Annotated in this window: 17 protein-coding genes; 5 read left to right on the top strand and 12 right to left on the bottom strand. The window is 35.9% G+C overall.

The features are described from left to right. Positions 1-49: 49 nt before the first annotated feature. Together HCW_RS09150 and HCW_RS08070 are read left to right on the top strand one after the other, a co-directional pair. Positions 50-2,035, top strand: a complete 1,986-nt coding sequence (locus HCW_RS09150) for a tetratricopeptide repeat protein (protein WP_014661725.1) — start codon at positions 50-52, stop codon at positions 2,033-2,035. Between the two features lie 226 nt (positions 2,036-2,261). Further along, the gene (locus tag HCW_RS08070; protein WP_014661724.1) at positions 2,262-3,428 is read left to right on the top strand and encodes an HP1165 family MFS efflux transporter; all 1,167 of its coding nucleotides are present in this window, start codon (positions 2,262-2,264) and stop codon (positions 3,426-3,428) included. Here HCW_RS08070 and HCW_RS08065 read toward each other — a convergent pair. From HCW_RS08065 to HCW_RS08055, 3 genes are read right to left on the bottom strand one after another with little or no spacing between them, the layout of a single operon-like run. Continuing rightward, a complete protein-coding gene (locus HCW_RS08065) occupies positions 3,420-4,421 on the bottom strand; it encodes a glucokinase (RefSeq protein ID WP_014661723.1) in 1,002 nt (333 codons plus the stop codon). The genes HCW_RS08070 and HCW_RS08065 overlap by 9 nt on opposite strands. Continuing rightward, positions 4,408-5,088 (bottom strand): 6-phosphogluconolactonase, encoded by a 681-nt coding sequence (gene pgl / locus HCW_RS08060; RefSeq protein WP_014661722.1) that lies wholly within the window; start codon positions 5,086-5,088, stop codon positions 4,408-4,410. The genes HCW_RS08065 and pgl overlap by 14 nt, the downstream gene beginning before the upstream one ends. A gap of 10 nt (positions 5,089-5,098) precedes the next feature. Beyond that, positions 5,099-6,376: a glucose-6-phosphate dehydrogenase gene (locus tag HCW_RS08055; protein ID WP_014661721.1), complete on the bottom strand. Its 1,278-nt coding sequence runs from the start codon at positions 6,374-6,376 to the stop codon at positions 5,099-5,101. Between the two features lie 63 nt (positions 6,377-6,439). On the opposite strand from HCW_RS08055, the gene edd reads away from it, so the two are divergent. Next, complete coding sequence (gene edd, locus HCW_RS08050; protein WP_014661720.1) at positions 6,440-8,266, top strand: phosphogluconate dehydratase; 1,827 nt, start codon at positions 6,440-6,442, stop codon at positions 8,264-8,266. A 15-nt stretch (positions 8,267-8,281) separates the two neighbouring features. Beyond that, positions 8,282-8,920 carry a bifunctional 4-hydroxy-2-oxoglutarate aldolase/2-dehydro-3-deoxy-phosphogluconate aldolase gene (locus tag HCW_RS08045; RefSeq protein ID WP_014661719.1) on the top strand — a complete coding sequence of 213 codons (639 nt, stop codon included), beginning with the start codon at positions 8,282-8,284 and terminating at the stop codon, positions 8,918-8,920. 259 nt (positions 8,921-9,179) lie between these two features. Here the strand turns inward: HCW_RS08045 and HCW_RS09790 are convergent, their stop codons facing one another. The 3 genes from HCW_RS09790 to HCW_RS08030 all read right to left on the bottom strand — a co-directional run bounded on the left by HCW_RS09790 (position 9,180) and on the right by HCW_RS08030 (position 14,539). Next, positions 9,180-11,777, bottom strand: coding sequence for an outer membrane protein (locus HCW_RS09790; protein WP_014661718.1), 2,598 nt, complete (start codon positions 11,775-11,777; stop codon positions 9,180-9,182). Positions 11,778-11,868: 91 nt separating this feature from the next. After that, complete coding sequence (locus HCW_RS08035; protein WP_014661717.1) at positions 11,869-13,092, bottom strand: sugar MFS transporter; 1,224 nt, start codon at positions 13,090-13,092, stop codon at positions 11,869-11,871. Positions 13,093-13,231: 139 nt separating this feature from the next. Continuing rightward, positions 13,232-14,539: an NCS2 family permease gene (locus HCW_RS08030; RefSeq protein ID WP_014661716.1), complete on the bottom strand. Its 1,308-nt coding sequence runs from the start codon at positions 14,537-14,539 to the stop codon at positions 13,232-13,234. A gap of 215 nt (positions 14,540-14,754) precedes the next feature. On the opposite strand from HCW_RS08030, the gene HCW_RS08025 reads away from it, so the two are divergent. After that, a complete protein-coding gene (locus tag HCW_RS08025; RefSeq protein ID WP_014661715.1) occupies positions 14,755-16,950 on the top strand; it encodes a hypothetical protein in 2,196 nt (731 codons plus the stop codon). A gap of 243 nt (positions 16,951-17,193) precedes the next feature. Here the strand turns inward: HCW_RS08025 and ureB are convergent, their stop codons facing one another. The 6 genes from ureB to HCW_RS07995 form a co-directional block, all read right to left on the bottom strand. Further along, the gene (gene ureB / locus HCW_RS08020) at positions 17,194-18,897 is read right to left on the bottom strand and encodes an urease subunit beta (RefSeq protein WP_196794383.1); all 1,704 of its coding nucleotides are present in this window, start codon (positions 18,895-18,897) and stop codon (positions 17,194-17,196) included. 16 nt (positions 18,898-18,913) lie between these two features. After that, entirely contained in the window at positions 18,914-19,597 is a 684-nt protein-coding gene (ureA, locus tag HCW_RS08015) for an urease subunit alpha (RefSeq protein ID WP_014661713.1), read from the bottom strand. Positions 19,598-20,274: 677 nt separating this feature from the next. Continuing rightward, positions 20,275-20,772, bottom strand: a complete 498-nt coding sequence (locus HCW_RS08010) for a chemotaxis protein CheW (RefSeq protein WP_014661712.1) — start codon at positions 20,770-20,772, stop codon at positions 20,275-20,277. Next, positions 20,772-23,192, bottom strand: coding sequence for a hybrid sensor histidine kinase/response regulator (locus HCW_RS08005; protein ID WP_014661711.1), 2,421 nt, complete (start codon positions 23,190-23,192; stop codon positions 20,772-20,774). Before HCW_RS08005 ends, HCW_RS08010 begins: the two co-directional genes overlap by 1 nt. A 54-nt stretch (positions 23,193-23,246) precedes the next feature. Further along, on the bottom strand, positions 23,247-24,185 hold the full coding sequence (locus tag HCW_RS08000) for a chemotaxis protein CheV (RefSeq protein ID WP_014661710.1): 939 nt from the start codon (positions 24,183-24,185) through the stop codon (positions 23,247-23,249). A 19-nt stretch (positions 24,186-24,204) separates the two neighbouring features. Next, positions 24,205-24,960, bottom strand: a complete 756-nt coding sequence (locus HCW_RS07995) for a UDP-2,3-diacylglucosamine diphosphatase (RefSeq protein WP_043902690.1) — start codon at positions 24,958-24,960, stop codon at positions 24,205-24,207.

Genomic DNA, 24,960 nt, shown 5'->3' with positions numbered 1-24,960 from the left:
AAATTCATATGCTATTTTTATTGATTTCATCTAAATGTAAAGGGATGCTATGTTGAAAAAAGTTGATGCTTATAAAGCATTATTAAAAACATTAATGCTAGGGATTTTATGTGTGAATGTGGCACTAGCACAAACTTCACATAAAGACAAAACGCCTGTGTATGAAAAAGCTCAAAAAGCGCTTAAAAGCAAGGACTATAAACAAGCTTTTAATCTTTTTAAGCAAGCGTGTGATTCAAAGAATGATAAGGGGTGTTATCAATTAGGAAAAATTTATCCTAAATATCTCAAGGCAACTAATAAGGACAAAACCAATTCAGCCAAACAAATTACTGAATTTTATAAGCAAGCTTGTGAATTAGGGAATAAGCAAGGTTGTTATGAGGCTGGTTTTGCATATAATTTTATGAGTGATATTAAAGACTATAAGCAAGCATTCAAGATTCATCAAAAAGGGTGTGATTTAGAGTATCCCAAGAGCTGTGATTATTTAGCCAATATGTATGAAAAGGGGCAAGAAGTAGCTAAAGATTCTAAAATGGCTCTTGAATTACATCAAAAGGCTTTTGCTCTTTATCAAAAAGAATGTGATTTGAAAAATGGTGCGTCATGTTATGAGGTAGGTCTTATTTATAGCATGGGACAAGGTATTGAAAAAGATAATAAACTTGCTTTTAATTTTTATAAAAAAGCATGTGAGTTGAATAGTGATAGTGGCTGTCGTAATCTGGGTTCTTCGTATTATTGGGGACAAGGCGTAAATAAGAATTTGCAATTAGCCCTTACTTCTTATCAAAAAGCATGTGAGTTAAATGACCTTTATGCTTGCTATTACTTAGGTCGTATGCATGAATTTGGTGAAGTAGTAACCAAGGACTATTCAAAAGCGCTTAAACTTTATAAAAAAGCATGTAGTTTAGAAGATGGCTATGTGGGTAGCGCTTGTTATAGATTGGGCTCTTTTTATGATAATGGGTTTGGGATTGCTAAGGATTTAAGACTCGCATTTGCTCTTTATAGAAAAGCTTGTGATTTAGGAAATAGTGAGGGGTGTAATAGCCTAGGTGTTATTTATGAAAAAGCAGAAGAGGGGTATAAAGTTAGCAAAGACTATAAACAAGCTTTAGCTTTTTATCAAAAAGCATGCGATTTAGAAAATGCTATTGGTTGCTATAATGTAGGCGCTATGTATAGTTTAGCTCAAGGCGTGAATAAAGATGATAAGCTTGCTTTTGCTTTCTATAAGGCCTCTTGTGATTTGGGCTATAGAGGTGGTTGCTTGAATATTGGGGCTATGTATGATAGGGGTGAGGGCGTAAATGAAGATAATAAACTTGCTCTTACATTCTACAAGAAAGCATGTGATTTAAATAGTGGCGATGGTTGTTATCAATTAGGGTATGCGTATCAAAGGGGGCAAGAAGTAGAAATTGATTTAGAACAAGCTTTTATGCTCTATAAAAAGGCTTGTAGTTTAAATAATGGTTATGGTTGCGCTAGTTTGGGCTCTATGTATGAAAAGGCTCAAAGTGTAGCAAAAGATATGCAACAAGCTATAGCACTTTATGCAAGAGGCTGTGAGCTAAAAAGCCCTATAGGTTGTAATAATTTGGGACTTATGTATGCTCAAGGACAAGGCGTAGCAAAGGATAATGCTCTAGCACTTAAGCTTTATAAGCAATCTTGTGATTTGGGCAGTGATAATGGGTGCTACTCTCTAGCAAGTATGTATGATAACGCACAAGGTGTGGCCAAAGATTCCAAAACAACTATCGCTCTTTATAAAAGAGCTTGTGAGTTAGGCAATGCCCTTAGCTGTGATAATTTAGCAACATATTTTTTCTTTAGGAGTCAAAAGCTTGCTAATTATTATCATCAAAAAGCCTCAGAGTTAGGCTATGCGAGTTATAAATTCTTAGCATTAAAAATTGCCGTATTTGCTTGTGGAGCCTTTATTTTATTAAGTATTATTTTATTGATTAGAGGTCGTTTAAAAAAATCAAGCAAGAAAAGCATTGGCTCATTAAAAATCTAAAAATTAAGCCTTGCTTGGTAGTGTCTTAATCTTAGAATTGAGAGTAAAGCGCTACTAAGCATTATTTACATCAAGTTTAACGATAGAAAACCTCTTTTTAATAAATATATTATATACTAAGCTTTTATTGTCTTTTGCATCGTTTTTGTAATGATTGGAAAAATATTTTTTAAGATAATTTGCTGTAATAATAATTAAAACTCAATGCTTTTACTATAATTCTCAAATGAAAACTTTAAGAAAAAACATTTTAGCTTACTATGGGGCGAATTTTCTCTTAACTCTAGCACAGAGCTTGCCGCATGCGATTTTGACCCCTTTATTGCTTTCTAAGGGACTAAGTTTGAGTGAAATTTTACTCATGCAGTCCTTTTTTAGCTTCTGTGTGTTAGTGGCTGAATATCCAAGTGGTGTTTTAGCAGATTTGATGAGTAAGAAATTTTTGTTTCTCTTTTCTAATCTCTTTTTAATCGCTAGTTTTTGTTGCGTGCTATTTTTTGATAGCTTTATGCTCATGCTTTTAGCATGGGGGTTTTATGGCATCGCTAACGCTTGTAATAGTGGCACTATTGAAGCCACACTCATTACAGATATTAAAGAGAACAAGCAAGATTTATCCAAATTTTTAGCTAGAAATAATCAAATCACTTATTTAAGCATGATTATAGGGAGTTCTTTTGGCTCGTTTTTGTATTCAAAAATGCATGCAAGCATGTATATGGTGGCGATTTTATTAGTGCTATTATGCATGTTAGTCGTCATCTTTTATTTTAAGGAAAATAAAGTTACTCCTAAAAATCAAAAGAGTTTGAGCTTACTCAAAGAGCAGGTCAAAAGCAGTCTTAAAGAGCTTAGAGACAATCCCAAGCTTAAAATTTTGTTAGTAGGGCATTTGATTGTGCCACTCTTTTTTATGAGCCATTTTCAAATGTGGCAAGCGTATTTTTTGGCTCAAGGAATCAAAGAGCAACACCTTTTTATATTCTACATCGCTTTTCAAGTGATTTCTATACTGGTTCATTTTCTCAAAGCATCTAGCTATAGTCAAAAAATCACTTTGAGTTTTCTTGTGGTATTATTGAGCGTTAGCCCTTTACTACTCACTAACATGCCCTATTTATTCATAGGGGTGTATGCGTTAATGGTGGCTTTTTTCACTTACATGAGCTATTGTTTGGGCTATCAGTTTTCAAGCTTTGTTTCCAAAAACAATATTTCATCGCTCTCTTCACTGATGTCAAGCTGTGTGCGTGTAGTCTCTGTGCTAGTTTTATCACTAAGTAGTTTAGAATTGCACTATTTTTCGCCCCTAAGCATTATCACTACCCATTTTGCTATTACGCTTTTAATACTCTTTTTCTTTTTGTACAAAGCTAAGGTGTTTTCAGTTTAGCAAATAATTCTCTAACGCAATGCCTGCTCCATCAAGTCCGGGAGTTTTTTTCAACACGACATGCACAGGAATAGAAGCTAGAAACGCCCCCATACGCCCCTTAGTCTCAAAACGCACTCTAAAAGGCGAAGTTTTAAAATAATCAATAAATCGTGGAATGATTCCCCCACACAAATACACGCCTCCCCTAGCACCTAAGGTAAGAGCCACATCAGCCGCTAGTGTGCCTAGCATCGCACAAAAAGTGTCTAAAGTTAATCTGCACAAAGGATAATCCCCATTCAAAGCCCGTTCGCTAATAATTTGTGGGGTCAGCTCAGCCTTACTTAACTTGGCTGCTTTTTCCATGCCCTTTCGCTTAGATAGGGCTTCATAAATCAGCACCAAGCCACTCCCACTCAAAAACCTTTCCGCACTCACATGATTGAATTTGGAGCGAGCGTATTGCCACACTAAAATTTCCAAATCATCAAAAGGGGCAAAGCTCACATGCCCCCCTTCGCCGGGCAATACTTTTAAAGAGCCATCACTATTATGAATAAGAGTGCTTACCCCTAGCCCAGTTCCTGGCCCTAAAATGGCTTTAGGGGCGTTGATTTCACATTTGATTCCACCCACTTGAGCTAAATCGCTTTCTTGCATCGCACTAATGGCATAGGCTTGTGCTTCAAAATCATTGATTACAAGCAATTTTTCTAAGCCCAAACATTGCCTTGTGGTTTCTATAGAAAAAGTCCAGTGGTTGTTAGTCATTTGGACAAAATCGCCCATAATGGGCGTAGCCACAGCAAAAGAGCCATAAAGGGGGTGCAATTTAAGATTTTCTTTATATTTGGAGAGATAGAAACGCACTGCATCGCTTAAGCTCTCAAAATCTTTACATTGTAAGACTTCAATGCACTCAATTTGTCGTGGGGCGATTTCTAAGCCAAAGCGTGCGTTTGTGCCACCGATATCCGCTAATAGTCTTGGGTAAGTTTTAGTCTTTGGCATAATATATCTCCGTAGTAACTTTTTTAGAGTGTAAAATTCTAGCAATCGGCAGAGAGTAGGGGGCATTTTCTTGCAACGCTTTTTCTAAAACTTCTCTTTTTTCAGTTCCGCTAATGCTTAAAAAAAGTTTTTCGCAATTTTCTAAGGCATTAATGGACATGCTGAGTCGCTCATAAGGGGCGTTTGTAGGTTTTGTAAAGACAATATTTTCTTTTTCTTCATTTAAAAAGGCGTTCGTTTCAGGGAAGAGACTAGCCGTATGCCCATCAGTCCCCATGCCTAAAATGGCTAAATGGGGCTGTTTGAAATGCTTGTTAGCGAAGTCTAAAAGTGTATTTTTATCGCCCAAATCATCGCCTAAAAGAGAGATAAAGCGTGCGTTTTTGGCGTTATTTTGTAATAAGTAGTCGTGTAGTAGCTTGGTGTTACTATCATTAGAACTTGGTGTTACTATGCGTTCATCTACCAAACTTACCGAGCAATGTTGGTATTCTAAATCTAAAACGCTCAATTTTTGCAATAAACTAATGGGCGATTTACCCCCAGAAAAAGCGATAGCAACTTCGTTGTGTTCTCTTAAAGTGGCATTAAAAAAATCTTTAAAATTTTCTATTAAAGCCTTGTGGCAACTTTCTAAACTCTCAAATTCAAATAATTGATATCCCATGAAATTCCTTTTATTGATAGAGTGGTTTTAAAAATTCTAATTCGTTTAGATTATGGCTTTCATAGAAATGTAAGGGCGTGGTGTTGTTTGTAAAACTCTCTATAAGTGTGTCAATAAAAACCCATGACGCTTCTAATTCTAGCTGGTGGGCGAAATTGTTTTGGTTATTTTGTATTGCATCATAGAGTAATTTGGCATAGGGTTGCAAAAACTCATGGGTGTTATGGGTCTCTAAAATAAGGGGGTTTTGATTGTCTTTTAGAGTGAGAGTGATTTTATTTTGAGAGAGAGAAAATTCTAGTGTGTTAGCTGAATTAAAATGGATTTTCACACTTGCTTGATTATGGGGCATTTTTTTAGCGGTTTTGAGATAGAAAGGCACATTTTTAAATTTAGGTGTGTCTAAAAAGGCTTTAATAGCGACGAAAGTCTCTGTTTGACTCTTGCTATTGACATTATTTTCATCTCTATAGCCTTGATATTGGGCTCGCATGACTTGTTTTTCAAAATCTTTAGGGGGTTGTAAGGTCTTTAAAACCTTGATTTTTTCTTTTCGTAAATCTTTTAAATCTTTTGGTAAATCTGTAGCAATGAGAGATAAAATTTGTAAAATATGGTTTTGAACCATATCTCTTAAAGCTCCGACTTTATCGTAAAATTCGCCCCTTTCTTCTACCCCCAAAGTCTCATACAAGCAAATTTCAACCGAACTGATTTGCTCCCATAACGAGTTAAAAATAGGGTTATTCAAGCGTAATTCAAGGATATTTTGAACACCCTTTTTTCCTAGATAATGGTCAATTCTAAAAATTTGCTCTTCTTTAAAATAGGCACTGATAGTTTGAGCGATTTCTTTGCAAGTCTTTAAATTATGCCCTAAGGGCTTTTCTAAAATCAGGCGGGCGTTAGCGTGATTGAGAGCGTTTTTGGCTAAATTTTGAGCGGTGGTTGCGAAGAAACTAGGGGCGATAGAAAAATAGAAAATCAAAGGTTTATTTTTTGTAACGATTTTACTCAAGCTTTCAAAGTCTTTGGGATTATCCAAACACACGCAAAAATAACTGAGATGAGCTAAAAATTCTTTGCCCTTTTCTCTTTTGTCTAATTGTGTTTTTTCACAAAGAAGTGTTAAAAATTCTTTGCTAGACAAGTTTTTACGCCCCGATGCGATAATTTTAGTGCTTTCTTTAAACCCATAATGGATATAAATTTCATAAAGCGAAATAAAGAGCTTTCGCATAGCCAAATCCCCCGTCGCCCCAAAAAGAACCAAATCAAAATCCAGCATAACCAACCCTTTTAGAGTGTTTTTGAGTTATTATTATAATTAATCTTAATTGAAGGAACGCCCATGCCTAAGCATTCTTTAAAACAAATCAAAGAAAAAATTACAGAGCGTAGCAAAGCCACACGAGACTTTTATTTAGAGAACACCTTTAACCCCAAGAACCAACCAAAAATGGAGAGCTTAGGCTGTGCGAATTTAGCCCACGCCTATGCGAGCGTGCCAGAGCATTTGAAAATGCCCTTAAGTTCGCACAAAAAAAAGCATTTTGCTATCATCACAGCTTATAATGACATGCTTTCAGCCCACCAGCCTTTGAAAAACTATCCCGATTTGATTAAAAAAGAGTTGCAAGAGCATAATGCCTATGCAAGCGTAGCTAGTGGTGTGCCAGCGATGTGTGATGGTATCACGCAAGGCTATGAAGGCATGGAATTGAGCCTATTTAGTAGAGATACTATCGCTTTAAGCACAGCTATTGGATTAAGCCATAATGTTTTTGATGGGGCGTTTTACCTAGGCGTGTGCGATAAAATTGTGCCAGGCTTACTTATAGGGGCGTTAAGTTTTGGAAATTTAGCGGGTATTTTTGTGCCAAGTGGTCCTATGAGTAGTGGGATAGAAAATTATAAAAAAGCCAAAGCACGCCAAGATTTTGCGATAGGAAAAATTAGTAGAGAAGAATTACTAAAAGTGGAAATGCAAAGTTATCATAGCGTAGGCACTTGCACTTTTTATGGCACCGCTAATTCTAATCAAATGATGATGGAATTTATGGGCTTACATGTGGCAAATTCTAGTTTTATCAACCCTAACAACCCCTTACGCCCTGTTTTAGTAGAAGAAAGCGCTAGAAAATTAGCCAGTGGCAAGGTTCTACCCTTAGCCAAACTCATAGATGAAAGAAATATCCTTAACGCTCTTATAGGTTTAATGGCAACAGGGGGCTCCACAAACCATACCTTACATTTAATTGCTATCGCTAGGGCTTGTGGGATTATTCTTAATTGGGATGATTTTGACGCTATTTCAAATCTTACGCCCCTTTTAGTTAAAGTTTATCCTAATGGCTCAGCTGATGTGAATGCTTTTGAAGCGAGTGGGGGATTAGCTTTTGTCATTAAGGAATTGTTAAAAAATGGGCTTTTATTTGAAGACGCTCACACTATTATGGATACAGAAAAAGAAAAAGGCATGCAAAATTATACTAAAAACCCCTTTTTAGAAGACAATCATTTGGTGTATAAAAATGCCATAGAAAATAGCCTAAATACGGAGATTTTACGCCCCTTCTACGAGCCTTTTGCAACTAATGGGGGGCTTAAAATTTTAAAAGGTAATTTGGGGCGAGCCGTGATTAAAATCTCAGCCATTAAAGAAGAGCATAGAAAAATCAAAGCACAAGCGATTGTTTTTAGAACTCAGAGCGAGTTTTTAGAACGCTTTAAAAGTAAAGAATTAGAGAAAGATTTTATCGCTATTCTACCTTTCCAAGGGCCTAAATCTAATGGCATGCCAGAGTTACACAAGCTCACCACGCCTTTAGGGGCATTACAAGATATGGGTTACAAGGTCGCACTCATTACTGATGGGCGTATGAGTGGGGCGAGTGGAAAAGTGCCTAGTGCGATTCATTTGAGCCCTGAAGGGGCATTAAATGGAGCGATACTTAAGATTAAAGATGGCGATTTAATAGAATTAGACGCCCCTAATAACGCCTTGAATGTGCTTGAAAAGGATTTTGAGAATAGAGAAATTAACCCCTTGTTTTTAGAAACTTTAAAAGATTTAGAAAAGCCAAGTTTTGGCGTGGGTAGAGAGCTATTTACTAGCTTAAGGCTGAATGTGAATAGTGCCGAAGAAGGTGCGATGAGTTTTGGTATAAAAATATAATATTAAGGAGTTAAAATGCAAAAAAAAATAAGAGAATTTTTACAAATTAGCCCTATTGTTCCTGTGGTTGTGATTGAGAGTTTAGAAGACGCTGTGCCGCTTGCAGAAAGCTTAATAGAAGGGGGTATTAAAATCATAGAAGTAACTTTGCGTTCAAGCTGTGCTTTAGAAAGTATAGAGCTTATTGCTAAGAGTGTGCCAGATATGTGCGTGGGTGCTGGCACGATTTTAAACACCACTCAATTAGAGCAAGCTAAAAGCAGGGGGGCAGAGTTTCTCATTAGTCCGGGTCTTACACCCACTCTTTTAGAATATGCAAAGAAAAAAGATATCCCCCTAATACCCGGAGTTTCTAGTAGTAGTGAAGTCATGCAAGCCTTAGAGTTTGACTACAATACTTTAAAATTTTTTCCAGCAGAAAATTGCGGTGGCACTAAACTTTTAAATGCTTTTAATGGTCCTTTTAGGGAAGTGAAATTTTGCCCCACAGGCGGTATTAGTTTGAATAACATGCATGCTTATTTGAATTTAGAAAATGTTTTATGCGTTGGGGGGAGCTGGCTTACACCTAAAGACTTAATTAAAAACAAAGAGTGGGATAAAATCATCAATTTAGTTAAAGAGAGTTTGAATCAAGCTAAAAATATTGCTTGAGCCTTTTAAGTTTTTCAATTATAGAAAATTAGTCATAGAACACTAAAAAGCGTTATTTTAAAAAATGTTGTATTTTAAGACAAAACAAAAGAATTAAGTTTTTGTATTTGTATAGATATATAGGTTTTTGTTTAGGGGGTTTATTAAACACCCTAAACATAAGAGTTTTTTAAAATATTAGTTTATGTGTTCTTATTTTCAAAATCTAAAAAGCCATAAAGTTTTTTAGCTATTAGACTTATTGCTTGTTTCCTTAATCCTAAAACCCCCACACATACCCCACATAATAAACAAACTCTCTTTTATAATTCACTTTATAATTAGCTGTATCAATATACTTTTGAGAAAGCATAGGAATCTTTACGCCTAATTCAATACCATGGTGTTTAAGAATATTACTTCTTAATCCAAAATCAAACAAACATTGAAAATGAGTAGCTCTAATCTTATCTTTAATGCTACTAGAATAATTTTTAGTAGCTAACCATGAATTACCAGCAATTTGAAACCCACCAAAGATTCCATAACTAGCTAGTTTGTTTTCAAAGATATTTACTAGAATATCTAAACCTACTCCATAGGTTAGCATGTTCATATTTTCTTTGTTAGTGTTTCTTTGATTTAAGACTCCATAGTTATAATCTAAGAAAGCATAATATCTTAACCCCAATTGACCATACTTCTTTTTACTTTCTCTATTGCCTTTAATATAATGATTAAACATTTGTTTATAGCCACCCTTGATTCCAAAGCCTAGCATATAACCTTGTTGAGTGCTTTCTATGTCTTTGTCATTATTAGTAAGCTTAGTGGTAGGAGAGCTTAAATAATTCATTTGATTAAACATACTCGCTAAAGTGCTTAGACTTGCTAAGGCTATGGGTTTAGAAGATTGTAGAGTATTGTAGGTAGCTTGGTGTTGTTGGGAGAGAGTAGTAGAGTTGGTGGGTAAAGCCATAAAAGTAAAATGCAAGGTTTGTTGGTCAGCTTTGGGTAGAGATGTGTTGATATTGTTAAGGATTTGCTTGATTTGGTCTTTATTGGGGTAGCTCCATTGTGCTCGTGCGTTTGCATTAAATGTATTGTCTGTTGTTGCTATACTACCTTGTTGGAAATGGGGGTATTTACTCCACATAGTATTGTAGTAGTTTGAAAACTTATTGATAGCTTTGCCTATTTCTTGCTTATTATCAGATATAAGAGAGCTAACAAGATTACTTAATTCACTAAACCATTGCAAGGTATCTTGATAAAGTTGTTTGTTGCTAATACCTTTTGCATTGACAATGGGGATAGAATTAAAATATTGTCCAAATCCTTGCATGCTTTCAATATCGCAAAAAACAGAACAAGCCCAGCTAGCAATTTTAAAAATAGAATTATCTGTTTGCGTAGTAGCTTGTATGTCATTGTATAAATTACCATTTAGAGTGAATAGTTGATTGATAGCAAATAGAGCTGATGTGGTTTCTTTTGAGATTGGCATGTTTGTTAATGATTCTTGTAATTCGTTCAAAATAGGAATAATAGAATCATAGTAAGCGGCTAAGGCACTTGAATTATTTTTGAAATTACCATTGAGATAAATTTGTGCATAAAGCTTAGGAATTTGGGCATAAATTTCATTGAGATGGGGGTTATTAATTGTTTGTAGAATGGTTTGCAAAGCTGAGGGAGAATTAGAGATGGTGTCCTTAGCTTTAACTGCATAGGGGTCATGTGTAATGGTGGTTGTAGGAGGATTGTATATGTTTGATTGGATTGCAGAAAGTAGTTGGTCGCTTAAAGTTCCTAAAGCTTGGCTTGGTGGGTTAGAATTTTGGGATTGATTGAAGGTTTCAATAATTAATAGTGGGGTGTAATCTATGTTTGATTTTTGTTCTAAAATTTCTTTAAAGGTTTCTAAAATTTTTGTCCCTAAAACCCCTTGACTAGGACCTACTGGAGCTCCAAGATCATTACTGACATTTGGTGTAAATTTAGGATTGTAATTTGGGTTACCTTGTGTTGCTTGAGCAAGCTGATTGATAGCTAAATCAATTTCTTTAATAGCTTGTTGGATTATTGTAGAGCGCTCAGTTGTGGAAATATTTGAACCATTTGTTAAGAGAGATAATGTTTTATTGAGCTTGCTCAAAATAGTGCCGTTGTTAGACTGAGCGTTTTGATAGACATCCGCTGAATCGGCAACATAGGGTAATACGGAAAAGCATATAGCACCACAATTTGAACCAATAGATGATAACCAATTAATTTGAATGTTTTGCAAAAGATTGATAGTATCCAAATAGGCAGGACTTTTTTGGTCTATATTTTTATCATTTTTTAACTCTTTTAAAATTTTATTAGCATAGTATAGAGATGTAAAGAGATTTTTAAAATTGGGGTTTTGAGAATTAAGACCTTGATAATCGGTTACATAAGACTCAAGTCCTGCACCATATTGTAAAAGTCTCACAAGGTTTTTTAAAGAATGATTTTTTGTTAAAATAGAGCTATCTTGAATATGTTCTAAAAAATCAATTACGCTTTGTTGGATATTTAAATAAGAGAGATTAGAATTATTTTGTTTTTCTAAAGTTTTAATTTGTTGTTTTAGGGCTTGTAATTGTTGCTTGTTAAAAAGCTTTAAATTGTCTATATTTAGCAATCGTTTATCACTTAATGGGGCAAAGGTGTTACCCCCCCCCCCCGAAAAATCGTTAAGGTTGTAGTTTGGGTTAGTCATAGAAGAGTTTTCTTTCATTTGTGCCATTTGATAGTTAGCTCCAAGAAAGAAAGAGCTTTCTTCAGCTATTAAAGAACTAGCCAAAGTTAGACTTAAAGCACTAAAAAGTTTTATGGTGTGATGAGACATAAGAATTTCCTTTTTTAATGATTTTACGAATGAAAAATAAGCTTGAATTGTAGCAGAAAATGGAATAAGGGGAGAAAAAGAAAAAACCTTTTTAAGGGTTTTCCTTTTGCTTATGTCCTTTGAGAGCAAAAAAGAGGATATAAAAGTAGCATAATAGTGGCACAATATAAGAATATAATAAGGCAATATAATTTTTTGTGAAAATATCAATCAAAAGCCCTTGAATAGGTGGGATTAATGCTCCCCCTACAATAGCCATGCTAATGATTCCAGAGGCTTTTGAAGTAAGAGCCCCTAAATTAAGTGTGGCTAGAGAAAAAATAGTAGGAAACATGATGGAGTTAAAAAACCCTACGAGCGTGAGTGCTATGAGCGCTACTTTGCCTCCCATTAAAATCGCTCCCATAATTAGAATAATAGAGCTTAAAGCATTGAAAGCTAGGTATTTATTAGGAGTAATTTTATTCATCAAAACACTTCCTAAGAAACGCCCAATCATCGCACCCCCCCAATAATACACCAAGTAATGCGCACTCGTTTGAGCGTCTAAATCCAAAAGCTTTTCAAAGCTTAATACCAAGAATGAACCAATCGCAACTTCTGCTCCTACATAAAAAAAGATTCCTAAAGCCCCAAAAGTAAAGTGTTTGTGCGAAAACAGGCTTTTTTGCGTCGTGGTTTCAGGCATTTCTTTTTCTATGTTGGGTAATTTTAAAAGATACATAATGAGTGCTAGGATAAGAGAAAACATTGCTAAGCCTAGATAGGGCATTTGAACGCTTTTAGCATCAGCTAATTTATCTATTAAGCTTAAATTATCGCTTGTTTTTGTCGTGCTAAAGATTAATAGACTACCAAAGATAGGCCCTAAGGTCGTGCCAAGTGAATTGAATGCTTGAACTAAAACTAAATTTCTAGCCTCTTTGCCCCTTGAAAGCAAGGTTACAAAAGGGTTACCTGCGGTTTGTAAACACACAATGCCACTAGCTAGAATAAATAACGCTCCCAAAAACACCCCATAAGAGCCCAAATGAGCCGCCGGATAAAATAACGCACACCCACTAGCCGTAATCACAAAACCAAGCACCACGCCAAAAGGATAGCCAATTCTACTAATCACATTTCCAAACACCCCACCCATAATAAAATACGCTCCAAAAAAGCAAAATTGAATGAGTGAGGCCTCAAAATAGGTCAAGTCAAAAATGGGTTTTAAATGTGGGATTAAAATATCATTTAAAACCGTGATAAAGCCCATTAAAAAAAATAACGCTGTTAAACTTATCAATGCTAAATTATTGGAAGTTTTTTGCATATTGATTCCTTTTGTTATGGTGTGCTAACTATAATTATAATGCTATTGTAATTTAACCTATTTTGGTGCTAGAAAGGTTATAAATTATTAAAAAATTAAGCGTTTGTGCGTAAAAATTCCCAAGCCCTATCAAAAGGGCTTAACGAAAAATGAATACAAAGAGTGAAATAATACAGAGTGTGATAATGCCAAGATTAATGGCTTTAAAGTCTTTTTGCACGACTTTAATGATTGCATAAGAGAGAAAGCCAAAGGCTAGACCATCGGTTATGGAATAAGTTAGGGGCATCATCATTGTGGTTAAAAAAGTAGAAACACTAATGGCAATATCTTTAAAATTCACACCTTCTAGGGCACTAAACATCAAAACCCCCACCATAACAAGCACAGGATAAATCGCATTACTAGGAATGGCTTTTAAAAGCGGTAAGCAAAAGAGCGTTAAAACAAAAAATAATCCGGTAAAAACTGCCGTAAGCCCTGTGCGGCCACCCTCTTCAACCCCACTTGCACTTTCTATAAAAGCAGTAGTGGTAGAAACGCCTACAAACGCACTTGCTAAAGAAACTCCCGCATCAGCTTCTAAAGTCTTTTCTAAAGCTTTGCTCTTTTCTTTTTTGTCAAAAAAGCCTGTTCTATAGCCAATGCCTCCAAGTGTGCCTAACGAATCAAATAAATCCGTAATAAAAAATGTAATGACTACCGGCACTAAGGCTAAGGTAAAAGCCCCACTAGCATCATAAAAAATTCCTTTAATATCTAGCTCTAAAGCAATAGAACTAATACTAGCAGGTATGGAGAAAAATTCTTTAGGATAAGGGGCTAGTTGAAAGACCCAAGCAATGATTGAAGTGATTAATACCGCTAAAATAAAAGAACCTTTAATTTTTAGGGTGTGTAAGGCAAAAATAAGAATAATCCCAAAAACTCCCAATAAAACTTGTGGGTCGCTAAAATCGCCTAAGGTTACCAGAGTAGCTTGACTTGTGGTAACAATGTGCATTTCTTTAAGCCCAATAAAGGCGATAAATGCTCCTATTCCCGCACTTACGGCTCGTCTTAAATCACTAGGAATGCTCTGCATTACCCAGCTACGAAAATTTGTAAAAGACAAAATGACAAAAATCGCTCCAGAGAGTGCCACAATACCCAAAGCACTCTGCCAAGGTATTTTTAAGCCTTGAACAAGTCCGTAGCTAAAATATGCTGATAGTCCCAAACCAACGCTCATAGCTATAGGGGTGTTTGCCCATAGTCCGTTAAAAATACTTGCTAATATGGTGATGATAGCGGTTGCAGATAAAAGGGCTTCATAGGGCATGTTAGCTTGAGAAAGAATGAGAGCGTTTAGCGGCACAATGTAAATCATTGTGATAAAAGTCGTTAAGCCAGCTCTAAATTCGGTGGCTATGTTGGTGTTGTGTTCTTTAAGTTTGAAAAACCCCATGTTAGATAACTCCTTATTGTTTAATATAGATTGTTTGAATAAGGGGCTTTATGGGGGTATTATGTCAATTATTGTGTTAAGCGAGTCTTAAACGAGAGGTTTTTTAAACCTAATATTTAAATTGAAGTGGTTTTTTGGTATAGTAGTTACATAATAACATAAACAAAAAGATAATAGAATATGACTAAACGAGAGAGAGTAAAAAGCAAAATATTATGAAAGCCAACTTAAAACATCTAAGCAAAATTTCATGCATTATTTTAGTAAGTGTGCTAAGTGAGTGTGAGGCTCACCCAAAAAGCGGGTTTTTTATAGAGGCAGGGTTTGAAAGTGGCATGTCAAGCGTAGTTGAAAGCATTCAAAGGCGTCCTAATCCACAGCCATTGTTAGATGATAACTCATATCAAAAAGAATCTTTGCCTAGCACAACAATTTCTAAAAAAGAAACCGCTAATAGTCATATAAGTTATCCTAGTAAGAACCAACCTGAAAGTCAAATCAATACAGAAAATTCTCAAAATAAAACTCCTACAGCGAGTGTAGAGAGTGTGTCTAGTCCTAAAGAGCAAGAAACACAAACCCAAGCCAACTCATCTAATCAACAAAATAATTCACAAACCACAACGCAAAATGCCGAGATAGTCCCTCAAGTAGAAAATGATTTTTCTAAGCCTGTAACCATAAAAAATAATGCTTCTATAAGTTTTAGCAATCTTTCTCTAAGTGATTTAGGAAATCCCACAGCCAACTCTCTTTTTGCCGATACGATAAAGCTTAATAATGGGAGCATTAAATTTTCTACTAAAATTCCGGTGCGTTTAGACTATGACAGCACTAATCAAAAGGTTACTTTACAAAATTTTGTGCCTACCAATTTAACTAATATAGATTTATATGTGAAAGTGAGCGAAAATGGACAAATAGTAGAAAAGAAAATCGCTACAATTACCGATTTGCCACAAGATTCAAGCGCTACTTTTGATAGTAGCAAAATCTCTGCGTTAGCAGAGTTAGAAGGGGGTATTGACCCAAGCGATTTTTTGATTAAAGCTAGTGAGACTTCAAGCAAAGAGACTAAAGAAGCACTTACAGCTTTAGGAAAAATCACCACTAATATTCATGGACATTTTACCAATGAAGAATATTATAATGGTGGTTGGACACCTTATAAATTATGTGGTTTGTCTAAATGTTTTGAGGACGTTACGCAAGAATATGCTACAGGGCTTACCAAACTTCTTTTTAATTTTGCCTATGTTTTAGACTCTGAAGAATGGAAAAATGCTATTTTAAATGCACAATTTGATTTTAAAGATAGATGTGGTTCTCATACTAGGTTAGAAAATTGCAACAATATTGTTTCTAAAGAAACTATTGTTGAAAAAATGCGTAGCGATAGTGAGGAATTAAGATTTTCGGTAATGAGCAATGCTTTGAAACAGAAAAATGGGATTGAGGGATTAGGAATTAGAGACCTCTATGCTTTAGACACTTCTACTTTTAGTGAATATACCAACCCACTCCTTTGGGATTCTAAAGCTGTTTCCTATGGTCATTTAGAAAAGTTTTATCAATTCATGCATGAATATGCTCACACAAAAGGTTACATGCATTATGGAAATATGACTTATAATGGTGGCGATAGGATAGCGCATGGCGAGGGTTTTACTTCAATAACAGCTAAAGTATGGCTTAATATGGCTCAAAAAGGTGAAATTCCCTTTCAAGTGATTAAATGCACTTGGGATGAGAAGACTTGCTCCTTGTATAATAAAAGTGAAGATGTTCCTTATTTTAAAAATCTAAATACCCCAAGCAATGCGCATTATTTTGCTTACAATTTCATGGTATCAAATGTTTCAAATATGATGCAAACACTCAATGACACGATTCAGTCATCTATAAATCCTTCACACACAAGCAAGCGACAAAAATCCCCTATGCTAGGCTTTAACACTCAAATAGGCTATCAAAATTACTTCAACAATGTTGTTGGTCTTTCTTACTATGCGATGTTTAATTACAATTTTTCTAAAAGACAAGGCTTACTCAATCAAACACAGCAATATGGAGTAGGGGGTGGCGTCAATCTCTTAATAGATTTTATCAATGTGTATGCGGGCAAAAATTTTAAATCTTCTTTTGGAGTCTTTGCTGGAGCTAGGGGTCTATATAATTACTATAAATTTAATGGGGTTATAAATGCCAATAAGCATAGAGGCAATGTGTATTTCACTACAGGTTTTAACTATCGTTACAAACACTCTAAAATTTCATTAGGTATTAGTATGCCCCTTATTAAACAAAGCATCAAGGCGCAATTGATTACAGAAAATTTGATTAACGAAGTGGCTTTGAATCAAAACATACAAAACATGCATGTGTTTATGAACTATGGATGGGTGTTTTAAGTTGTAAGAGATGCAATCAGTCAAGCAATTTTAAGAGTAAAAAGACCAAAATCTATAGAACTGACTTAAAACGGCTAAGCAAGGTTTCTTGCATTATTTTAGCGAGTGTGTGAAGTGAATATAAAACTAATCTAAAAGATAGTTATCTATCAACGCTTGTTCTAATCAGTATTATTTAGAAAGTAGAATTTAAATTCATTGTAGAGAAGACTTTTTAAGTCTTCTCCATTATAAAAATCTTTTTTAGAAGAAAGTATAGCGTTGGGCTAAGGGTAGTTCGCTCGCTGGTTTAGAGACACAAAGCTTACCATCCAAAAAGACTTCAAAGCTCTCTGGGTCTACGCTGAGTTTCCCTGTTGTGTTATTAAACTTAAAGTCTTTCTTAGTTACATTGCGACAATTTTTAATGGGTAATACTTTTCTTTCTAAGCCAAGCTTTTCTTTAATGCCATTTTCATAGGCAAGCTTATTGACAAAAGTAATGCTAGTATCAAATTTAGCCTTTCCATGATGGCCAAACATTTCTCTGTAATACACAGGTTGAGGGGTTGGCACAGAGGCGTTGCTATCGCCCATTTCAGAGAATACAACCAAGCCACCTTTAATGATGATTTTAGGCTTCACACCAAAAAAGGCTGGATTCCACACGACTAAATCAGCGATTTTTCCTGTTTCTACAGAGCCGATGTATTCACTCACGCCATGCGTAATGGCAGGATTTATAGTGTATTTAGAAATATAGCGTTTAATGCGGAAATTATCATTCCCATTTTTAGCGTCTTCTTTTAAAGGACCAAACTCTTTTTTGTTTTTATCGGCGGTTTGCCAAGTTCTAGGCACGACTTCCCCCGCTCTTCCCATAGCTTGAGAATCAGAACTTGTCATAGCAATCATGCCATTGTCATGCAAGACATCTTCAGCTGCAATAGAGCCTGGGCGGATACGACTTTGTGAAAATTGTAAATCCTCTCTAATTTTTTTATCCAAGTGGTGGCAGGTCATTAGCATGTCTAAGTGTTCTGCAACCGTATTTATGGTATAAGGAATGGTCGGGGTAGTTGAACTTGGTAAGATGTTTTCCTCACCAGCCATAGTGATAACATCTGGGCTATGTCCTCCACCTGCCCCTTCAATGTGGTATGCATGAATGGCGCGTCCGTTCATCGCATTGAGCGTGTCATTCACATACCCAGCTTCATTCACGGTGTCTGTATGGATGCACACTTGCACATCATACTCATCGGCAATACTTAAGCAAGTATCAATCGCGCTCGGTGTAGTGCCCCAGTCTTCGTGTAATTTAAAACCAATAACCCCTGCATGGATTTGCTCCACTAATTGCTGTTTGCTAGAAGAATTGCCTTTTCCTAAAAATCCTATATTCATAGCGTATTCTTCAGCGGCTCTTAACATTCTGTGGATATTCCACTCACCCGGAGTAATGGTTGTAGCGTTTGTGCCATCAACTGGACCTGTTCCGCCACCAAACATTGTGGTTACACCATTAGCTAGGGCTGTGGGAAATTGTTGCGGACTCAAGAAATGCGTGTGGCTATCAATCCCACCAGCTGTAATAATCATGCCTTCTCCCGCTAAAGCTTCTGTGCCTACACCTACGACTAAATTAGGGCTAACGCCATCTTGCATGTCTTTATTCCCAGCTTTTCCAATGCCGTGGATTTTGCCGTTTTTAATCCCAATATCAGCTTTGTAAATGCCGGTGTAGTCAATAATCAAAGCGTTTGTAATCACTAAATCCAAAGTGTTTTCATCATGGCTATTAGATTGTCCCATGCCTTCTCTAATGGTTTTGCCCGCACCAAATTTTAACTCTTCGCCATAGATTGTATAGTCATGCTCAACTTCTGCCCAAAGCTCAGTATCGCCGAGTCTTACTTTATCCCCCTTAGTAGGCCCATAAGTATTGACATAATCAAGTTTTTTCATTTTCATAGGAAACTCCTTATTTTAAAAATCCGTGTTTTTTAGCGTTTTCAATTGCGCTAGACTTATGGCGTTCGTTAGCGATATTATTGACAAGCCCATTCATACCGATAATTTTCTTAGACCCACCAATATCAATTAAAGTAACTTCTTTAGTCTCACCAGAACCAATTCTTAGCGTATTTCCGCTTGGAATATCTAATCGTTTGCCATAGGCTTTTTCTCTGTCAAATTCTAAGGCTCTATTAGCTTCAAAGAAATGGAAATGGCTACCCACATGCAAAGATTTTGTGCCATTATTCTTAACCTTAAGTTTAATGGCTGTGGCTTGTTTATGGGCGTTGATTTCAATATCTTCATCACTGCCAAATTTAATTTCACCCGCTTTATGATTATCAGGCTCTATAGGCCAATTCACCGTTACAAGCTTGGTGCCATCAGGAAAACATGCTTCAACGCCTAAATCAGGAACCATATTTCCCACACCTTCCATGACTTCATCTTTTTTCAAAAAGTGCATGCATTCTTGCATCAAATCCGCAACCGTTTTTTTACCACGCCTTGCTTCATCCATAATGTGTGCACTAATATAGGCAATAGCTTCTGGCTGGTTTAATTTCAAGCCTTCAGCCTTACGCTTTCTGGCGATTTCACCTGCATAATATAACAAGAATTTTTCTTGCTCTTTGGGAGTTAATTTCATCCTTTCTCCTTGTGATTAGAATTAAATAAAAGCCTCAAGGGCAAACGCATTTTAACAGAAATAGTATTAATTTTATTTAAAAAGTAACACTTTTTTATAAAAGATAATAGCGAAAAAGTAACATAAGAAAATAGACATATAGATGAAAAGCACTGAAAATAGGGGGTTAAATGGCAATTATTAAATGGATTAAAAAGTAAACAAGAGAAGATAAAAAGATATGATTTTTTTAATTTAAGTAGCACTAATAATTACATGGTGTTGTTAAGATAAGAGAGTTGGTTTATTTAGATAGATTTTAGGCGTCAAAATTAAACAGAAAGAGAAGTGTTTGTTGATAATCAAAATTGTTGCAGAAATGATAACAATTGATGAGTTAAGGTAGGGTGTTTAGCATTAAAGAATTGAACTATTTTTTAGAAAAATACTATTTGTATTTGATGAAAGTTATAACAAGGGCAAAAATGTTAGTGGTTGTAAAAAATAATTTGAGCCAGACAAGTAGAGTGCTTGCTAACATTATTTTTCTATATTTTGTTTAAGTGGTGGGAATTTAGGGTTATACACTTTTAAACCCAACAGACACATGTTTATTTTGGGTGATAGAAAAATTAAACAAACCCCCCAAAAAAAGGATTGAGAGGGTTTGCTAAGAAATCTAGGAAATATTGATAATTTTAGAAATCTTTTTTTAAGATTTCTTCAACATTGAGAATAGTTACAAGCCTATCATCTTGCTTTCCGATTCCATAAGTTAAATTGTTGTTATCGCTCAAGGTCTCTGGAACAGGGTCAATATCAGATTGCTTGATGCGGATTGCCTCAGTCAAGCGGTCAATAAAAAATCCAGCGATTTGGTCGTTATGACGCACTACAAGATAGCGAGTGTCTTTGTTTTGTTTTTCAGCGCTCAAGCCAAACTTTAGGCGTAAGCTAATTAAGGGGAAAACATTCCCACGCAAATTAAATACGCCAAGCACATAATTAGGGGTCTCAGGAACTCGTGTATAGCCAATGGGCTTAACAATTTCTAAAATATTTAAAATCGGGATAGCATATTCTTCATCGCCAATAATAAAACCGATGAATTGTAAAATTTCTTCATTATCCTCTTGCTTAGTGCTTGCATTACCTTCTTTTTGTTTTTCAAACAAATCTTTGAGCTGGTTACTCATTATTCGCCTCCTTCTAGTTTAATACTGCGCTTAACCACACTGGTTAAATACTCAGTGCTATAGGGTTTGGTAATGTATTCAGTCATTCCTGATTCAACCCCTCGCATTCTATCAGTTTTTGTTACCCGACTTGTTACAGCAATTAGGGGGAGACTTTTAAACTTATTGTATTTGCGCACTTCAGAGGCAAAAGTATAGCCATCCATTTTAGGCATTTCAATATCCACCAAAATCGCATCGGGGGTTTTATCGCTATTTTTAAGCATTTCTAGTCCCTCTAATCCGTTGGTTGCCTCTAAAAGAGTGATTCCTAGTGGTTTCAAACTTTTGCGAATAATGGCTCTATCGGTGCTACTATCATCAATCGCTAAGACCACATAATCACTTGGCGAGCTCTTTACTTTAGCGTTTTCTGATTCATTCATTAAGGTAGTAATATTAACTTTCACGCTCTTTGCCATTTCCATCATAGCAGCTACATCTACAATGAGAGTAATTTTACCATCGCCTCTTACTGTAGCCCCAGCAATGCCTCTAGTATTTTTGAGATAGTATCCTAGAGATTTGATGACCACTTCTTCTTGACCAATTAGATAATCCACAATCACGCCAATTTTTTGGTCGGCTAATCCTATAATAACTACATATACATCAGAGCCTGATTCTAAAATTGCATCCACTTTGAAAATATCTGAAAGACGCACTAAAGAAAGCACTTCATCTCTTAAACGCAACACGCTCTTGCCATCAACGGTGTAAATTTCATCTTGACTAACACGCACGGTTTCTAAAACTGAAGAAAGTGGGATAGCATAATATTCTTCTTGCACGCCTACAAGCAAGGCTTGAATAATGGCAAGAGTAAGGGGGATTTTAAGCTTTTGAGTAGTGCCTACGCCCACTTCGGATTCTAACTCAATAATACCATTAAGCTTTTCAATATTAGTTTTTACCACATCCATTCCAACACCTCTTCCAGAGACATTAGAAACGGTCTTGGCGGTAGAAAATCCGGGTTTAAAGATTAAGCCAAAGGCTTCTTTATCGCTCATGCTATCAGCTTCTTTTTCGCTGATTACGCCCTTTTCAATGGCTTTTTGCTTTAAAGCATCTGGGTCTAAGCCTTTACCATCATCAGTAATTTTAATGACGATATGATTACCCTCATTATAAGCACTCAATTCCACACGACCCATTTCGGGCTTGCCTAGCATTTTTCTATCTTCTGGAGATTCAACACCATGGTCGCACGAGTTACGAATAATATGAATAAGTGGGTCGCCAATTTCTTCTACAATAGATTTGTCTAGTTCGGTTTCTTCACCCTCAATAATAAGCTCAATGCTCTTGTTTAGCTCTCGGCTTAAGTCTCTTACCATGCGAGGGAATTTGTTAAATACCTTACCCACCGGTTGCATTCTAGTTTTCATAACAGCTAGTTGCAAGTCTGTTGTTACTGCAGAGATAGATGAAACAACTTGATTGAGTTCTTCTAAAAACTTCTCGCCATCATAGCGTTCTTCCACATCACTATAGATTCTAATCAAGCGGTTCTTTCCTAAAACAAGCTCGCCGATGAGATTCATCAAATGGTCTAACCTACGCACATCTACTCTTACGGTTTGTTCTACGCCAATAGAGGGGGACTTGTTTTCTTCAGCTTTTGGTTTAGCTTTGCTTGTCTCTGCTTTAGGAGTAGGGGCTTTTGGAGTGGGAGCTTGAGTTGGTGTTGGAGTTGCTTGAGTTTGAGCGTCTTTAGTGCCCTCTGTTTGTGCCTCTTCTTGTTTCTTTTGTGCTCTGCGCTCTTTATCGGCCTCTTGTCGTTTATTAAGTAAGCGTGCGATTTCAGCCTCAACTTCTTCAGCACTCATATTGGCATAATCTAAATCGGGCTCATCAGCTAGTGGGTTGCTAGTATCAAGCGAGTCTTGGTTAGCTTGACTTTTCTCTTCTGTCTTAGACTCTTCTTTAGCGCTTTCTTCTTTCTTAGGCTCTTGTGGTGTTTCTGTAAGAGCCTCACCACTTTGGTTGGTAATAGCTTGAAGTTGCTTAACGACTTCTTCAATATCATTTTCTTTACCACTATTAGCGTCCGTGCCACTATCACGAATGGTTACAAGCAGGGTTTTCATCAAATCAATTGAGCGCAACACCACATCCATAATATCGGGTGTGATTTTGAGTTCGTCTTTTCTAGCACGATTTAAGACATCTTCCATGTTGTGGGTAAGGTGTGTGAGCGTGTTTAGATTCAAGAAAGAACTAGAACCTTTAATCGTGTGAGCTACCCTAAAAATCCGATTGAGCAAATCCAAATCTTCAGGATTATGCTCCAACTCTACTAAGTCTTGGTCAAGTTGTTCATTCATTTCAAAGGCTTCAATTAAGAAGTCTTCCATTATTTCTTGTAAATCATCCATTAAAGAACCCCTTTTTCATAAAGTGAAAGTATTTTACAATGTTTGTGAGTAGTTTCAAACATTCTTATCCAAAATTTTAGAAATTTCTTCTAAGAATTTTTCTGCATCAAATTTGACTAAATAGACACTAGCTCCCATTTCCTTAGCTTTTTCAGCGCTGTAATTATCACAAATTGAAGAATTAAAAATTACAGGAATATTGGCAAAGCGAGCATCTTCTTGAATTTTAAACAAGAAGTGGTAGCCATCCATTTTGGGCATTTCTACATCAGAGATGATAAACTTCAAATGTTTTCTTAGCTCGCTACCATATTGCTCGTATAGTTTTTCTAGTTTTGCCAAGCCATCTTCGCCATCTACAGCCTCTGTGATATTAAATCCTAATTTGCTTAAGTGGTTTTTTAGGGTTTTTCTAGCGGTTTTACTATCATCTAAGAATAAAACATCACCTTCAAAACTTTGTTGTGGAAACTCCTCGGGAACATCTTTTGAGACCTCATTAAGCCCTAAATCATCTAAAATGCTCTCCAAGTCTAAAATCAGCAAAGTTTGGTCGTTTTCAATGCGTGTAAGACCGGTGATTTTTTCTTTATTAATATTATTTGAGGCGCTAAAAGTTGCAGGTTCTACATCTTTCCAGCTAATGCGTCTAATACGCCTTGCTGAATGGACTAAAAAGCCCATTTTGACATTATTAAATTCAGTGATAATAACGGTTTTTTCTTCATCTTTGCTTGAATCAGCAGTGATTCCTATCCATTTGGATAAATCCACAAGCGGAATAATTGTAGAGCGTAAATCAAATACACCAATAATATAGTCCAAATCGGTAGGGTATTCAAAGATGGTGGGCATGGGAATAATTTCTTGAACTTTGGCAACATTAATCCCATAAATACCCTCATAGGGGATATTATTTTGTATGCCATAAATGCGAAAATCTACTAATTCTATTTCGCTTAATTTTAAAGCGCTTGATGCTTTGTTTGTCATAACTTTAAATACCTTAGGATTAAAATAGTTCTAAAGTGTCTAATGATACCTTAAAAATACTTTGTTGATTATAAAAAGACGGCAAAGGGCAATAAAAAAGCGTGTATTTATTATGCGAAAGACACAAAGAGGTTGTTTGCTTAATATGAAAATGCCCCTCTATAATGCCATCAATTCCTTTAAGACCTTTTTGTGCGATATAGTTTTGATAGGCTTTTAGGCGTTTTTCAATAAAAGATTGTAATTTGGCTGACTCTAGCTCCCAATGGCGAATGGGCTTTTTATAGATGAGCTTTTTAAAAAGGGGGTATAGGGTTTTAAAGCTCATTAAGTTTAGAAAACTTAAAAAAAATCTCGCCCAAGTGGAAGTAAGCTGTGTGATATAAAATTCATACGCTTTGGTGATAAACAAATCCCCATGGGCTAGTAAAAAGCGTTTGTCATTGAATTGAAATAATGCGGGTTGGTGCTTGCGTTTAAAAACTATAACACTAGGATTAAGAATAAAACGCATGCCAAAGTCATGATTGCCTTCAAAATAAAAGACTTGCGAAGTTTTGCTTAACGCATTGATTAAATCAATAATTTCTTTTTCAACGCTATCTAAGGGCAAGTAGCCCACAAGCGCATGAAAAATATCACCCATAAAAAAGATTTGTGGGGGTTTAGTTTGTAAAAGTTTTTTAAGCAACTCAATTAAATGAGAGCTTTTAGGTAAAAAATGCGCATCAGAGATAAAGATAGCTCCAATTTGCAATTTATATTCTTTATTCAA

The organism is Helicobacter cetorum MIT 00-7128 (genome assembly GCF_000259255.1).
GTDB lineage: Bacteria > Campylobacterota > Campylobacteria > Campylobacterales > Helicobacteraceae > Helicobacter > Helicobacter cetorum_B.
This window is presented reverse-complemented; position numbering and strand designations above follow the sequence as displayed.

Bases quoted from the DNA above. Each gene is read 5' to 3' on its own strand.
- HCW_RS08055 (WP_014661721.1), bottom strand. From the start codon at position 6,376: ATGCTGGATTTTGATTTGGTTCTTTTTGGGGCGACGGGGGATTTGGCT.
- HCW_RS08025 (WP_014661715.1), top strand. From the start codon at position 14,755: ATGAAAGCCAACTTAAAACATCTAAGCAAAATTTCATGCATTATTTTA.
- HCW_RS08045 (WP_014661719.1), top strand. From the start codon at position 8,282: ATGCAAAAAAAAATAAGAGAATTTTTACAAATTAGCCCTATTGTTCCT.
- HCW_RS08030 (WP_014661716.1), bottom strand. From the start codon at position 14,539: ATGGGGTTTTTCAAACTTAAAGAACACAACACCAACATAGCCACCGAA.
- HCW_RS08010 (WP_014661712.1), bottom strand. From the start codon at position 20,772: ATGAGTAACCAGCTCAAAGATTTGTTTGAAAAACAAAAAGAAGGTAAT.
- pgl (WP_014661722.1), bottom strand. From the start codon at position 5,088: ATGGGATATCAATTATTTGAATTTGAGAGTTTAGAAAGTTGCCACAAG.
- ureB (WP_196794383.1), bottom strand. From the start codon at position 18,897: ATGAAAAAACTTGATTATGTCAATACTTATGGGCCTACTAAGGGGGAT.
- HCW_RS08070 (WP_014661724.1), top strand. From the start codon at position 2,262: ATGAAAACTTTAAGAAAAAACATTTTAGCTTACTATGGGGCGAATTTT.
- HCW_RS08035 (WP_014661717.1), bottom strand. From the start codon at position 13,092: ATGCAAAAAACTTCCAATAATTTAGCATTGATAAGTTTAACAGCGTTA.
- ureA (WP_014661713.1), bottom strand. From the start codon at position 19,597: ATGAAATTAACTCCCAAAGAGCAAGAAAAATTCTTGTTATATTATGCA.
- HCW_RS09790 (WP_014661718.1), bottom strand. From the start codon at position 11,777: ATGTCTCATCACACCATAAAACTTTTTAGTGCTTTAAGTCTAACTTTG.
- HCW_RS08065 (WP_014661723.1), bottom strand. From the start codon at position 4,421: ATGCCAAAGACTAAAACTTACCCAAGACTATTAGCGGATATCGGTGGC.
- HCW_RS08000 (WP_014661710.1), bottom strand. From the start codon at position 24,185: ATGACAAACAAAGCATCAAGCGCTTTAAAATTAAGCGAAATAGAATTA.
- HCW_RS08005 (WP_014661711.1), bottom strand. From the start codon at position 23,192: ATGGATGATTTACAAGAAATAATGGAAGACTTCTTAATTGAAGCCTTT.
- HCW_RS09150 (WP_014661725.1), top strand. From the start codon at position 50: ATGTTGAAAAAAGTTGATGCTTATAAAGCATTATTAAAAACATTAATG.
- edd (WP_014661720.1), top strand. From the start codon at position 6,440: ATGCCTAAGCATTCTTTAAAACAAATCAAAGAAAAAATTACAGAGCGT.